Below are 14,912 nucleotides of genomic sequence, written 5' to 3'. Positions count from 1 at the left end.
GAGAAGCATGCGAACGCTGGCGATCACCCAGAACATGACACTCGACGGTTCGATCGAGATGCTGACCAACTGGTTCGACCCGACCGTCGAGGCGCCGGACCTCATGGCCGAATCGCACCGACAGGACGCCGAGGCCGATGCGCTGCTCGTCGGCCGGCAGACCTTCGAGGACTTCCGCGGCTTCTGGCCGCACCAGACCGACGACGCCACCGGGATCACCGACTATCTCAACACCGTGGACAAGTACGTGGTGTCGAGCACGATGACCGACCCGGAGTGGCAGAACTCGACGGTGCTGTCCGGTGACGTCGTCGACGAGGTGACCGCGCTGAAGGAGGCCGACGGTAAGGACATCGTCGTGACCGGGAGTATCAGCTTGTGCCACAGGCTGATCAGCGCCGGGCTGGTCGACGAATACCGGCTGTTCGTCTATCCGACCGTGCAGGGATCGGGTCGTCGCCTGTTCCCGGACGGGATGGAGATCCCCGCGCTGCAACTGATGGAGACCAAGAGCTTCGAACAGGGTGTCTCACTGTTGCGCTACCGGACGGTGTGACGCGTCACGCCGGATCGGATTCGATCTCCGCGAGAGCACGGTCGCGGATCGCCGCGAGATCCATCCCGTAGGTCGGTCCGTGCGACCGCTCGTATTCGTCCAGGTGCGCAGCGGCGCGATCGTAGAGGCGTCGAGCCCCGACGGCGTTGCCCCGACGATGGTGCGTGAGACCGACGCAGAGCTGCGCAAGTCCCTGCCACAACGGACGTTCGTCCGGCGGACACGACTTCCACCGGGTCTCGAACACCTCATGCGCGGAGAACGGCCGACCCTCCTCGAGCAGCTGCCACGCGTAAGCGATCGTCTCGTCGGGCGGCAACGGTTCTTCGGACACCGGTTCGACGCCCTGTGCGCCATACGGCAGCGGCCGTCCCAGCTCGTCACGCGGCCGGGCCTGGCGGGCGCGACCGTCGGGGTCGCGGTCACGGTCGTCGGACACGGCGCACCTCTCTGACATGTGCTCGCTTGTGCCGGTAAGCCCAACGCCTCGGCTGTGAGACTGCGTAACGACGAGCGGACAGCCGGACGATACCCAACTTCCTACGTCGGAAACGAGAAAGGTCAGGTCGCTGTGCGCAACCTGACCTTTGAAATAACTCGTGGTGTGGTGTGCAGTCCGTGCTGGCTGGCCAGCCACCAAGCCAGCGATGGGTGTCCGGGGAATTTGTCCCTGACGTCCGGAGAATTTTCGGCAGTCGACGACGGACACCCGATCGCATCGCATGCTCGCTGAGTAGCTTGCTGAGAACTGGTCACGGGCGCTCGCACACCCAAGTACCTACGGCTCTTCGGGCGCTCCGCGCTGATCTCACGAGGTCATCGCAGTTGAGGTGCCGGAATGTTCGGAGAATTGCCGCGTGGTGGAGACGCCACGAGGGGTGGTCTCCGGTGGAGACCACCCCTCGTGGGTGTGAAGTTGTTGACGTGCCCCTAGCTGCGGGCGGCTCCGTAGCCGGGTCCTGCCCTAGGTCGTCGGCGAGTTGCTGCCACCGTTCGTCGATGGACTCGAAGTCTGGGATGCCCCGGTGTTTGAAGCCCTGGATCGTAAGCCAGTTCACGACCGCGAATGCGACCGCGATGGTAATGCACACGACGGGCTCACGCCGGGCCCGTACTTGAGGTGCTCCAAGCCGGTGGATGGGCGCCGTCGGACGAGGTCGAACCGCTGCTCGGTGAGCGCGCGATAGGCCTCGTAGGTGATGGCGTGCATCCACGATCCCGGAACGTACTGGGAGTGCTGTTGCCGCTGAACCTGGTCGTCGGTCAGGGTGACGACGGTCGCTTTCTGTCGGCAGCACCGGTATACGGGTACCTCGGGGCCCGGGTCAATGAATGGCAGATCGTCACGACCGTCCGTCGCCGGGTTGAGCCAGCGTGCGCATCGGACGTTTCCGAGCGCAGCTGGGCACGTGAACTTCTTTACCATCACCCGCTTGCCGTCACTACCTCGAGTCGGTCGGCCCCGACGCTCCCCGGCTTCGTAAGCTCTGCGATTGACTCCCATCACCATCGGCATCATCCGCTTGAGACGCACGTCATGGGCCTCCCACGCGTCCTTGTCGAGGATGGTGCGCAGGGGTCGAATCATGCGCCGACCGTTGTACAGTTCGACCGCGGCCGGACAGTAGAAGTTGCCTTCGATTTGCGTCGGTCCGGGGGCGATCTTCCGGTTCGCATCGGTCGGGTCGACGGCAGGCAAGACCAGCGACTTCCAGTTCTCCGGATAGCGGAAGATCGCCGCGTATCCATTGGCGATTTGCCATGTGCCCGAACCTTTTTTGAGATATCCCATGTCGGCGACGAGTAGTGGACGGCGGGCGTTTGCAGCCTTGGCCCGGGTATCGAAGCCAGCCTTCCGGTGGAAGCGAACCGCCTCGTCAAGACCTTCCAGCGACCCAGAAGTCGGTTTGTGGATCGAGAGGCCCGTGAATAGTGGCGGAACGCTGTGTAGGGCGCCGGTCGGTCCTACCGATGTCACTGCCGTGACTTCGATGCCCCAGCCGCGCTTTTTCGCGATCTTGTTGCCCTCGGAATCGAGTCGGTGGCGGGAGTCGCGCCGGTAGTAAGCGCCATAGTATGTGGCTGCTCGTTTCCGCTTCTCGTGGCGAGTGAAGTCAGGTGACGGGCCAGCGAGGTCGACGACCATGCCGTCGACAACAAGGTCACCTCGACTTCCCTGCCGACACTTGGGATCGATCCACGCGCTGACGATAGCGTTAACGACTTCGGCGCGGCGCTCGCCAGCGAGTTGGTAGGCAGCCAACTGGTCGGGTGTTCGCCTGCGTTCTATTGCACGCGCCTCTGGCACGCTGATGCGGCTTGCTGGTTGGTCGGGTCCGGAGTCGAGACATTCCAGTTCGGCGTCGAGCCATCCAGCGAAGCTCTTGTAGGCCGGCTCGAAGTTGCTGCGCATCGGTTCGAGGGCCTTGTCGTCGATACCGACCTCAGCAAGCTGCGCGGCATCGAAGTCCAGCAGGGTGCGGAAGGTACCGGTGATCGTGGGCGGCTGGGATAAGAGGCCCCGCACGATCAGCGCGGTCTGCCAGCCCAGGATCGTGTAGGGCAGGCGACGCCGCCCTCCTTGCGATGGCCTGCGTTGTTGCCTGTTCCACCCGGTGATCAGTTCAGCGATTCCCGATCCTTTGGCCATCGCAAGAGCGGTGGCGAACGTCTGAGGAGAAGGTGCGCAGGCCGGATCGAAGTGCCGAGGATGTATTGCCATGGTGAAGCCTTTCGAGAGATTATGGGTCGGCAGAGCGACTGACGTCGCGCGCCAGATTCGTGTAAGTGGTTAGTGCTCAGCTGTTTTCGTGAGAGTTGTCTCGATGGTGTGCGTCCCTCATGGCCTTCGTGAGGTGCGTGAGCGAGGGCGTGGGGCCGGTCACGATGGCCCGGACACCTCGGATGTCGATGATGTTGGCGACCGCGCAGAATTCGTCGAGCTTGAGCGTCTTCGCCTGGGTGACCATCCACCGGTTGCGCAGCGCATATGGATTGACCCTGCACGACACGCCGCGGTCTCTCAGCTTCTCGTTGACCCTGTTGACAGCATTCTTTTCAACTTCCGGAGACTCTCCGAAGGCCATCAGCCGGCCGGCCCCATCACCGACCTCGACGTCGATGTGTACGCCGTGGAGGAAGATGGTCTCCGCGCGCCCTATCGGTGTCGACCCGCCAAAGGGAACATCTCACTGCGCGAACTCATGCGCGATGCCCTATCTGAGAGTCTGAGCGGAGGTCTCGACGCCATCGGGCAGCAGGCGGAATCGATGTACTCAGGGCTCCCGCCGGGGTTCGGATTCGGCTCCCAAAGGTCGCAGCTCGGCCAGCTGGGTGGCTACGGCTCCATGATGTCCAGCCACCTGATGAACTCCCCTCAGATGTCTCAGGTGATCCAACACGTTCAGCAGCAGATGCTCGACCAGTTCCCGCGGGTCATTCCGGCAGGCCAGTCGTCAGGTGTGCTGTACGTGGTCGACGGCGACGTCGAGGTCCGCGCCGACATCCAGTTCGCCGACGAGGTCGGAGCGCTCTGGCGCCGCCTGTTTGGAGAGTCACCAGAACCTGTGCTCGAGGAGAGCTAGAGCGGGAGCAAGTATCGTGCCCACCTCCAACTGGCGCTCTTCATGTCGGTGTGCCCTTCGATCGACGCGACGGATACCCCAATTGTCAGGCTCACTGCCGAAGCAGCGGTTCGGCGAGGTATCAGTATCGCGCACCGTGTAAGACCGTACGATCTACGCAGGCAGATTCCGCCAGGAAGGAGGCGTCATGGCTGGCCTAGGCGAGCACATCACCGCGATGGTCCGCAATCACGCGGCAGGCGACGACGCAGCCTTCTACTCAGTCGCACTGCAGATCGCTGCACGCGAGGCACGACAGGGGCACCACGTCCTTGCCACCAACATCAAGGAAGCGGTAGACGCGTCCCGTGAACGCGCGCCCCTCTCAAACGTCACCTCGCTTCCGCGAGTTCGTGGCGAGTTGGCCGAACTGGTCGAGGCGTCACACCCTCAGGTTCACCTTCGTGAGCTGGTAGCTCCACCAGAGCGAACTGCACAGATCAAGCAACTGCTCGCTGAGCAGCGTCAGCGAAAGAACCTGCTTGAACATGGGTTCGCACCCGCGCATCGTTTACTCCTTGTAGGTCCGCCAGGAACCGGGAAGACGATGACCGCATCGGTCCTTGCCACTGAGCTGTCGCTGCCGATGTTCACCGTTCGTCTGGATGGTCTGCTCAGCAAGTTCATGGGTGAGACCGCAGCGAAGCTACGCATCGTATTCGACTCCGTCGCGGCGGAGCGGGGCGTCTACCTGTTCGATGAGTTCGACGCGCTAGGCGCCGACCGCTCGGGAAACGACGTCGGCGAGGCTCGCCGAATCCTGAACTCTTTTCTTGTATTCCTCGAGAACTCGAGTCCCGAATCGATCGTGATCGCGGCCACAAACCACCGCTCCATCCTCGACAAAGCGCTCTTTCGGCGCTTCGACGCGGTCCTGGACTACACCCTCCCGGACGCTCGACAAGCCACAGCGGTGATGCGAGCCAGGCTAGGCTCCCTGGTCCAGAAGGGCAGTCTAACGAAGCTCGGCGACTACACAGAGGGACTTAGTCACGCAGACTTGGTGAAAGCCGCAGAGTCTGCGGCCAAATCGGTCCTGATGCGAGGCGAGACGATGGTGGAGCGCGACGATCTCATCGCGGCACTCACTGCTCGGCGATCGGCCACCATTGGCTGAACAGGACCAGCCGCTCGACCACCTCTACGTTCAGGGATACACCACAGCTGAGAGCTTCGATCGCTACTCCGGCGGTGGGGGTGGCGGATTCAAGCGCCGGAGCGTAAATCGGGACTTGCACGGCGCTGCCCGCAAGCAAGAGCTGACTGACGCATTCGATGAACTCGATAGCGACCGCGACGACTTCGAGCTTTCCGACGATGAACTCGAGTCGCAAGGAACGATCCTCGTTCTCGAAGGCGAGAATGTGTCGTACCCGCTGAAGCTTGACTCTCTCAACCGGATGACTACCCACACAAGGACTCCGAAAAGGCCTCGCTGGCTGCTACTTTCAGTGAGGCCAGCGACAAAGGACACCCCGGAGCGGGCAACCGTGTGGGTGGCCGACGAGGACCGCGCAGCGTTCATGAAGCTGTTCGAGGACTACCTCAGTGGCAGCACCAAGACTGGGCAGCCGCCAAATCAAGACCTCGTCGCCAACATCTCACGAATCCGCAAAGCCATCCTCGCCGATCTGTGGACGTCTGACGGCGAACCCCCGGTGCACGGGCAGCACTGGTGGGAGCTTTGGCTCGACACTTCGGGCGGTGACTTCGAAGCCATCAAAGGGTTCGTGAGTGCCTACGAGCTTCGAATGCTGCCTCGGTCGATCCAGTTACGTGACCGCTTCGTAGTGTGGGTCGAGGCCACTTGGAGCCAACTCGAACCACTGCCATTCACGGTCGTGCCGCTGGCGGAGATCCGAAAGCCGGAATTCATCGAGACGATCGAAGACCTACCCGCTGCTGAACAGGACGAATACGTCCAGGACCTGGTCGAACGCTTGAGCACGGCCGACGGTAGCGCACCGGCAGTGTGTCACCTGGACACAGGTGTGCTGCGCAGCCACGTGCTGATCGAATCGTCCCTCGCTCCCGAGGACCTGCACACCATAATCGGCGCTTCAGGAGCGGACACGGACCCCCGGGGTCACGGCACGTCGATGGCTGGCCTTGCGCTGTACGGCGATGACTTAGACGCGGCGCTGCAGAGTAGCGAGCCTGTTCAGCTCCGCCATCGCCTCGAGTCCGTACGGATGAAACCCGGTCCAGGCGAAGCCCGGATCGATCCCTTGGACTACGGGAGCGCCACGGTCCAGGCAGTGGCACTCCCAGAGATTGCCGCTCAACGCCGGCGCGTTTTCGCCCTCACACTGAGCACAAGGTCCGACAACCCCGGCGACCCGACGTTGTGGTCCGCTACAGTCGATGCCCTTGCGGTTGGCACCGAAACCACAAGGGACGGAAATCGATTCCAGCTAATCTCGGAGCCCGACCCCACCATTGCGCGCCTTGTCGTCGTAGCTGCGGGCAACGTCGACTCCTACGCGAAGGACTATGCCGACCACTCCGACCTTGCCGCGATCGAAGATCCCGCCCAAGCATGGAACGCGCTAACGGTTGGTGCCTTTACCAACCTGACCGAATTGCCCCAACATCCGCAGTACGCGGGGTGGTCAGTGTTGGGCGAGGCTGGTGGCCTGTCGCCACACAGCCGTACATCGATGCGGTTCCGGCACCGCACTGCACCGATCAAGCCGGACATTTGCATGGAGGGTGGCAATGTCCTCACCGACGGTGGCCAGATGTTCGAAACCAGACTCCCGGGCCTTTCACTGCGGTCGACCGGGAACACAAGTGACATCGCCCTGACCTCAGCGAACGCCACGAGCGCCGCAACCGCGCAGGCGGCACGCTTGGCCGCGCTCGCAATGGAGAGATACCCCGATTACTGGCCGGAAACGATCCGCGGTTTACTTGCGCACGAGGCCGAATGGACACCGGCGATGGCCCGCAACGTCCAGGCCAATCAGCCCAAAGCCGCTCGGCTCGAACAGCTTCGTCGCTACGGGTGGGGTGTCCCAACAGAAAACTCCGTCCTCAACTCATCACGACGGGCAGTTACGCTCGTCGCGCAGGACCAGTTCGTGCCATTCGATGGCAGAAAGTACACAATGCGCCGCTTCCGGCTACACACGCTCCCATGGCCCACAGAGGCCCTCGAAGAACTCGGGTCAGCGGCGGTCCGGCTTCGGATCACGCTGTCGTACTTCATCGAGCCGTCAGCATCGCGACGCGGATGGCGGCAGCGGTACGCCTATCCGTCTCACTCGCTTCGGTTCGACTTGCAGGGAGCGCTGGAGAGCGGCCAGCAGTTCGTTTCTCGAATCAACCGCAACGCTCAAGCTCAAGAAGCCGGTCGCGCAGGCTCAGGAACAACCTCCGAAAGATGGCTCCTCGGCGAGCGTCAACGCCACCTCGGATCGCTGCACCAAGACGAGTGGCATGGCACGGGAAGTGAATTGGCGCAATGTAATTCAGTCGCTGTTTACCCGGCTGGCGGCTGGTGGAAAAACAACAAGCGGCAGGACCGGATCGACATGCCGGTGCGGTACTCGTTGATCCTGTCGCTCAGGACACCCGAACAGGGAGTTGACCTGTACACACCCATCGCGACCCAACTGCAAGTTCCGATCGCGACTGCGATCGCAACGGACTGACTCAGGCCCCACAGCCGTACCTCACCGGTGGATAGTCATCCACCGGAACAACGCGCGTACCGCGCCTCGCGCGTGATGGAAACGCAGTGGTGTGCATGCGCTCACCGCCCCGCTGACTGCTCAATCCGCCATCCACCCGTGAGTCTCTGTTGTTCCGGTGATGTTCCAAGTAGGGCTTGACAGCGCGTCGGGCATCGCCAATACTCAGTTCCGGAACATCACCGGAACAACAAGGTGGGCGAATGAAGTTTTACACCGCAAGCAAGAGTCGCACCCAAGGGAGAGAGTCCTGGTCCGTAATCTTCCGACATCCTGCGCGTCTGGATGTTGCGACGGGCAAGACAGGTCGGCGCGTTCGGCGCGGCCTGGGCACCCGCGACGAGCTGGAGGCAACTAAGCTTGTCGAACAGTTGAACGAATTGCTTCGCAATCCGGAACTCTGGGAGATCACGTCCCGTGCCACTGCGATAAGCCGCTTTGACTCCCGCGTGGTTGACATCTTCTACGAGGGAATGGAGATCGCAGAAACCGATTACGCAAACCTTCGTGACGAGTTGCTGCCAATACCGGGCAGCGACGAAGGCTACCGCACAGTACAACTGCTGGGCACCACTGGTGCCGGAAAGACGACCGTCGTCCGACAAATGCTGGGAACCGATCCGGACAATGAACGCTTTCCATCGACGTCAACCGCGAAGACGACGGTTTCCGACACCGAATTGATCACCACCGCTGACGAGACATACAAGGCCGTCGTGACCTTTGTTCCCCGCGACCAAGTGATTGACTACCTAACGGAGAACGTCTCCGAAGCGGCGCTCGCTGCCTTCAGAGAGCGCTCCGACGACGAGATCAGAAGGCGCCTCCTAGATCACATTAATCAGCGGTACCGGTTCAGCTACGTACTCGGGCGGGGCGCGCCGCTGGCAGACGCTGATGACTTCGACGATGATGACGACGACGATCATGAGCTCGCCTTCGACCCCAGTGACTTTGGTTCAGTCGATCTTGAAACAACTAATAAGGTTGTGGCTGCGGCTATTTCGTCAGTGAAGTCAGTCGTTGGCCGCTACGCAGGTCAACTTCGCTCCATTGAGACCCAAGCTGAACAAGATGAGCGAGTCCTGGAAGAAGTGATCGAGGAACGACTCGACAGCGATCTCCGGCAGTCCGAAGAGTTCCATCTCATTGTCGACTCACTCATTGACGAAATCGAAAAGCGTTTCGCTGCCTTAAGGCTCGGCAAGGTAACGCGAAGCCGACAAGGGTGGCCAACCACGTGGACATGGGAGTCCGCAGATCGGTCCGCCTTCATCACCCAGGTGACGCGGTTTTCCAGCAACTATGCGCCTCTATTTGGAAGCCTTCTGACCCCACTGGTCAACGGAATTCGAGTGTCCGGCCCCTTCCAGCCCGACTGGGTCTCCGAGCCTATTCGACTAGTGCTCGTCGACGGCGAGGGACTCGGACATACGCCTAGGTCCGTCGCGACCCTGTCTACTCATGTTGCCACTCGACTACAGGAGGTCGATGCAATTCTCCTCGTCGACAATGCCGCGCAGCCTATGCAGGCCGCTGCAGTGGCCGCTCTCAAAGGAATCGCGGTGTCCGGCAACGCCGGCAAGCTCCACACCATTTTCACGCATCTCGACCAGGTCAAAGGCGACAATCTGCCTGGATTCACCGATCGTAAACAACACGTCCTGGCGTCGGTCGACAACGTGCTCAAGTCCATTGGCGACGAACTTGGCCCTGCCGCCGAACGAATCCTGCGGCTCAGAGTTGACCAGGCCAGCTTCTTCGTGGGCGGAATTCAGGGCAAGCTAGATGCAAACAAGAAAGCTGGCTCGCGCTCGATCGCGCAACTCGATGCTGCGCTAAAGCTACTCGGGCACCCGGAACTAGCCGCTGAAGCTGGTCCTAGCCGGCCGGTATTTAACCGTATGAATCTCTCGCTGGCGGTAACGGAGGCTGCCAAGACGTTCCATGCACGATGGCGCGGCACTCTGGGGCTTGATTTCAATCCCGACGCACCCAAGGAGCATTGGACTCGGGTGAAAGCTCTCAGCCGTCGCCTCGCCGAGGGCTGGGACGACGAGTACGGGAACTTGAAACCGGTAGCTAACCTTCGCTACTTCTTGCAGATGCAGGTCTACCTAATGCTGCAGCAGCCCGAGCGATGGATCGGCGGGGAGCCAAGCGATGACGAGAGGCAGGCGATCGTCGACTCGCTGTCCCACGCCATCACAAGTCGGCTTGTGGAACTGACACAGCGCCGACTACGCGACGAGGTTCGGCAGGGTTGGCAGACTGCCTACCTGCAGAAGGGGCCGGGATCGACATTCGAAAGGGCCAAAATCATCGCGACCGATGTCTACGATCGCGGTGCGCCTATCCCGACGGTGAGCGCTTCGCCAGATCAGAACCGATTCCTCCGGGAGGTTGCCGCTGCGGTGGAGGACGCGATCCAGGAACTCGACGGGACCCTGGAGTGAGTTGGTCATCATTCCGCATTAAAGGAGATGTCGAGCCCGCGCGAGTTGCGCAGCAAACTGTTTCGTCTTGCGCTTGCGCCCAAAGGTTCGGAGGGTGGCTGCGTCGAGGTCCGCGTCGCTGATCCCCGGAGTGCTGGCTTGCAGGAGCCGCATCGCGTTTGCGACCTCGGCCGGGCTGATCTCGGTGAAGGGCCTGGCGACAGTGCTGTCGTTGGGCCGGAACTCTGTCCACGTCGCTGGATCGAGATCGGTTGGCCAGACACACTTGTCATCATCGATGACCAGCCCGGTCTGCTTGATCTGGTAGATCAGCTTCTTCTCGCGCGCCGGCCAAAGCCGTCGGACTCCAAAGGATGCGGCTGTGAGCTGGGCGAGCCGGTTGATGTGTATTGGGCCTTCGAACTCGGCGATCTCAGTTGCGGCAGCACGGACCTGTTCCTTGGCGACCTTTTTCGGCAAGGCGTCGAGGACATCGACATCACCGACCACGACGACTGTCCACGGCTCGAACTCCGACCGTCCGGAGCCGATGGTTGGGGTGCTCGCGGAATCGGAGCGCGTCAACACGGAAGGGTCTGGGCGGACGACGTCCGAGTCCGGCTCAGCTTCGGCACCGGGCTCCGGCGCCTCGGTGTGCGGTTGCGGGAGCGTAGGTGCGACGTGCTGAGCGATGACTTTCGCCTCCACCAAGGCGTCGAAGGCTTCGTCACGAAGCTTTCGCGCATCGGCGGCACCCTGATCGTCACCGAAGTGCTCTAGGAGTCGTACCGCGAAATCGTTTGCGCGCCAAGCATCCAATGTCGTCAGGTCATCATGGTGTGCCCACCGGTTCCTGACGATCCGCAGTTCGTTGCCAAGTGTGGTGACCACGCGTGTGTAGTCGTCGAACGGGAACCCGAGTTTGCCGAGGCGTTCGGTGATCATTCTGAGTTGCGATTGCAGGTCCGCCGCCGAGTATGACTTGGGTGGTTTGCCCTTCATCTTGTCGAGCTCACTCAGGACTGTCGGCCATGGAAGGCCGCTGAGGCTGGGCGCCAACTTGGTGCCGATGATCGGGTCGAGTCGCTGCGCGAGGTGGTGCAGACTCTGATCGACGGAGTGGCGTGCATCGAAGGTCACTGTGCTGTCTCCTCAAGTGCCCGTGTACCTTTCACAGCGAGCCAGGTCACGAGGCGGACCTCGTGCTTCTCGACATCGGGGAGGGGTTCGCGTGGCGGTGGTTCGCTGATTCCGGCCTCGTCGAGCACCTCGGTGATCAGCTTGATGCGTTCCTCGTCCGTGCGACCTTGGTTGATGGCCCCACGAACCTGTCGCGATACTTTGGCGGAGGGGACGCTGCGTAGGCGATTGGCTAGCGCGATCTGAGCATCTCGACCGAGATATCCACCTTTCCGGAACACGAGTGCGTATGCATCCCGGAAGGACAGTGGCAGGTCGGGTTGGAACGCGTTCGGGTCGGTTAGCTCCTGCCAGACGTTGTAGACGCTGTCGCGCGCGACCTCCCACGCGTCGAATGCGTGGTCGTAGACCTCGTCGGGGAGCCATCGATCAGCGCTGGCGTTTTGTGGATCGGCGACGCGGAGGGAAAGGAGGGTGTCAGGGGAGATCAATGGTTGGCCGTCTTCGTTGTGGCGGAGCGACCAGTCGTCGTCGACCGGCACGTATCTGAACCAGGGCTTCGGGCTCTTTCCGATCTTGATACAGAAGACGTAGCCGTTGCCGTTCACCACTGGGTTCACGAATCCGCTTCCCGAACCGTAGGGGAGACTGAGGATGTCGGCTTTCAGCAGCGGGTCCATGTTGAACGCACTGGACAGTCGCCGACGGTACTCCTCGCCGGACAGTGAGGCACTCGATCCACCGGCGTCGAGCAGCTTCTCGAACTCGTCGACGACTTGGTCGTCGGTGAGATTCACTTCGTGACCTGGTCCGCGGCCCGGGAGTACGCTCCCTGCCCCGACCGCCGCATCGGCTAGCGCCAGCTTTGCTTCAAGACGTGCCTCTAGGTCCAGCAGGGCGTCGAGGCGTTCGGCCGGGAAGAAGAGCCCCAAGTGGACGTAGTCGTGTTTGGAGCCGATGCGGTCGACACGACCGTGTCGCTGGACGATTCGCATGGGGTTCCATGGCAGGTCATAGTTGATCATCTGCCCGGCTTGTTGCAGGTTCACACCCTCGGAGAGCACATCGGTGGTGAAGAGGATGTCGAACTCGTCCTTCGCCGCTGGCTCGCCCTTTGCGTTTCGAGGTCCGGCCGTCGCGGGTGCGAAGCCGGCGATGGTTGACGCTCGGCCTCCTTGGTCGACGCCGCCGGTTGCTCCGCGTTCGTGGGTTCTGGCGTAGGAGCCCATGATTGGCGGGGCGATGCGAGCACGGTAGTCGGCCAACGGAGATCCTGCGGGCGCTGATTCGATTGCTGCCACGATGGCGTCGTGGATGGGGATGATCGTGTCGGTGAAGGCCGAGAATACGATGACTTTCCGGCGGTCAGCATGCGAGAGACCGCGCGGGTCGACGCGCTGCGCGTCGGCCGCAATCGTCGTCAGTTCCCCGATGAGTTGCTCAACCTTGGGCTCGACACCTTCGATCACAACGTGGGCGAGATCTCGCAGCTCACAGAGCAAAGCGATGTCGGACTCGACGTCACCCTGAAGTTCGGTGAGGTGGTAGCCGTCGACCGATTCGATCTGTTCGTCGTTGTCGAATTCGGCCACGAAGGCGTCGAGGTCGTCGGAGTCGGAGGAGACCCAATCACTCAGCGCTTCGCCTTTGAGGACGAAGCCCTTTCCGAGCGCCTCCAGGAAGCTCTCGTGGGAGGCGATCATGTTTTCGAGAGAGGCGTGGAGCGCCTGTGGACTGGATTCGAGTCGCTTGAGGAGGCCGGACCGAAGCAGGCCTGCGTTGGTGATCTGGTATTCCTGCAAGTCGTGGTCGACCGTGTACATGCTGGAGAGGTATCGTGCGAGCATCAGCCGCTGCGGATCGCGACTGCGTTCTTCCCACGCGCGTGAGGCGTGTGGATCGGTCGGGTCGTCGAGCGCGTAGACCATCGCGTCAATGAGCGCCAAGCCGTCATCGTTGAGGTCGTAGTCGATCCGGCGAACCTTGGGCTGCGGGAACTTCAGAGTGGTCAGCTTGCCATCCGCGCCCCGGATCAGCTCATTGGCGTAATGCTCCTTGACGAACTTTCGGGTGCGCCGCACGGCAACCTGATCCATCAGATCGAACAGATGCTCGGGTGTCAGATTTACGGGGTCCATGGCCTGCGCATGCTTAATGTACTCACGAATGCTCGGGATACCCAGGGCCGCAAAGCGGGCATCGTCGCGGATGAAGTACTTCACCAGAGTTTCGAGGTCGGAGAGGGAGTTGTTGACCGGAGTCGCAGTCAGCAGTACAACACGCTTCGCCCCACCCGCCGTGATTACGCGGTCCACAGCACCTGAACGCTGCGCACCGGAGTTGCGCAGGTTGTGTGCCTCGTCGATGACGACGAGTGAATAGTCCGCGACTTCCTGGAGGAATGAGTCAATCGGTCCTCTGTCCGCGTCGAGACGGTTGCGTACCTCCTCGTAGGAGTAGACCTTCACCCAGCGGCTGAAGTCGTAGGATTCCAGAAATGGTTCCCACATCGACGATTTCAGTGCAGCCGGCGCGACGATGAGCACCCGTTGCCGATTGATGTTTGCTGTTCGGTAGATGACCTCGCCCGCAAGGTACGTCTTTCCCAGGCCAACCTCATCCGCGACCAGGACACCGCCGTGCTCATCGAGAAGGCGCTCCATTCGCACCACCCCGTCCGCCTGAAAGCGCGTCAACTCAAGGCGCGTGTGGGGTTCAGGGTTCTCATCAGAATCGAGATGCTCGCCATACAGTTCCCAAAGCATCCGAAGGTAGACCACCCACGGCGTATGCGGATCCCACAGGCGGCCATACAGCTCAGCAAGGTCATACGAGTCGCTTTGCGACCAGTAGTGCTCGAACCACTCACGCACCTTCTCCGCTGCGCCAGTCCCGCCACCGGTGCCGAGATTCAACTCGGCATTGCGGGCTAGGCCAGCGTAAGTCATGTTCGACGAACCAGCGATCGCCGCTTGCGTTGCGTTGTCCTCAACCAGATACGCCTTGCCGTGAAGGAAGCCTCCTGAGTAGCGACGCACCTCAACCTTCGAGTTACCCAGACTATCAACGCTTTTCAGCCAATCGACCATGCGCTTCGCCTCAGCGTTGGGAACACGCGCAAAGCCCATGGTGTCCCGCTCTGCTTTCAGCCACGCTTGATGGTGTTCGATTGCCGCGTCCCGACGCGCATCTTGATCGGAGTCACCAGAGGTGATCGCCCGAACCGACTCCTCCTCCGGTTCAGCGCCGAGCAACAGCCGCACTCGTGGAGCGGCCTCCAACTCGTCGGCGAGAAGCGCGTAACCCGCAGGGTTTACGTAGGCAGTCGCGATGGCAATGGGTGGAGCTGTGACCCTGTTCTCGCGCAAGCGACAGAACAACTCGTTTACCTTGTCCGCAACCGTCAACCACGCGTCATTCGCCGCGTGGTTGGTAGCAAAGTCAGGTAGCTGCGTCATGGTTT

The 14,912-nt window shown here is 61.6% G+C and carries 9 protein-coding genes; 5 read left to right on the top strand and 4 right to left on the bottom strand.

The features are described from left to right. Window positions 1-7: 7 nt before the first annotated feature. Complete coding sequence (locus GR168_RS00250; RefSeq protein ID WP_058253029.1) at window positions 8-556, top strand: dihydrofolate reductase family protein; 549 nt, start codon at window positions 8-10, stop codon at window positions 554-556. A 4-nt stretch (window positions 557-560) separates the two neighbouring features. Here the strand turns inward: GR168_RS00250 and GR168_RS00245 are convergent, their stop codons facing one another. Both GR168_RS00245 and GR168_RS00240 read right to left on the bottom strand, forming a co-directional pair. Next, on the bottom strand, window positions 561-995 hold the full coding sequence (locus GR168_RS00245) for a DUF309 domain-containing protein (protein WP_058253028.1): 435 nt from the start codon (window positions 993-995) through the stop codon (window positions 561-563). Between the two features lie 615 nt (window positions 996-1,610). Then, entirely contained in the window at window positions 1,611-3,206 is a 1,596-nt protein-coding gene (locus tag GR168_RS00240) for a hypothetical protein (RefSeq protein WP_058253027.1), read from the bottom strand. A gap of 205 nt (window positions 3,207-3,411) precedes the next feature. Between GR168_RS00240 and GR168_RS00235 the strand changes: the two genes are divergently transcribed. The 4 genes from GR168_RS00235 to GR168_RS00220 all read left to right on the top strand — a co-directional run bounded on the left by GR168_RS00235 (window position 3,412) and on the right by GR168_RS00220 (window position 10,330). Then, entirely contained in the window at window positions 3,412-4,140 is a 729-nt protein-coding gene (locus tag GR168_RS00235) for a hypothetical protein (RefSeq protein WP_231742561.1), read from the top strand. 187 nt (window positions 4,141-4,327) lie between these two features. Next, window positions 4,328-5,296 carry an ATP-binding protein gene (locus tag GR168_RS00230; RefSeq protein ID WP_058253026.1) on the top strand — a complete coding sequence of 323 codons (969 nt, stop codon included), beginning with the start codon at window positions 4,328-4,330 and terminating at the stop codon, window positions 5,294-5,296. Continuing rightward, window positions 5,289-7,835 (top strand): S8 family peptidase, encoded by a 2,547-nt coding sequence (locus GR168_RS00225; RefSeq protein ID WP_058253025.1) that lies wholly within the window; start codon window positions 5,289-5,291, stop codon window positions 7,833-7,835. Before GR168_RS00230 ends, GR168_RS00225 begins: the two co-directional genes overlap by 8 nt. Window positions 7,836-8,077: 242 nt before the next feature. Then, window positions 8,078-10,330, top strand: coding sequence for a hypothetical protein (locus GR168_RS00220; RefSeq protein ID WP_058253024.1), 2,253 nt, complete (start codon window positions 8,078-8,080; stop codon window positions 10,328-10,330). 18 nt (window positions 10,331-10,348) lie between these two features. On the opposite strand, the gene GR168_RS00215 is transcribed toward GR168_RS00220, so the two are convergent. After that, window positions 10,349-11,449, bottom strand: coding sequence for a Swt1 family HEPN domain-containing protein (locus tag GR168_RS00215; protein WP_058253023.1), 1,101 nt, complete (start codon window positions 11,447-11,449; stop codon window positions 10,349-10,351). Further along, the gene (locus tag GR168_RS00210) at window positions 11,446-14,907 is read right to left on the bottom strand and encodes a helicase-related protein (RefSeq protein WP_159369734.1); all 3,462 of its coding nucleotides are present in this window, start codon (window positions 14,905-14,907) and stop codon (window positions 11,446-11,448) included. Before GR168_RS00210 ends, GR168_RS00215 begins: the two co-directional genes overlap by 4 nt. Window positions 14,908-14,912 lie beyond the last annotated feature (5 nt).

It is taken from the genome of Gordonia sp. JH63 (genome assembly GCF_009856645.1).
Lineage (GTDB): Bacteria > Actinomycetota > Actinomycetes > Mycobacteriales > Mycobacteriaceae > Gordonia > Gordonia hongkongensis.
Note: the sequence above shows the minus strand (reverse complement) of the source record. Positions and strands in the feature narration are given on the sequence as shown.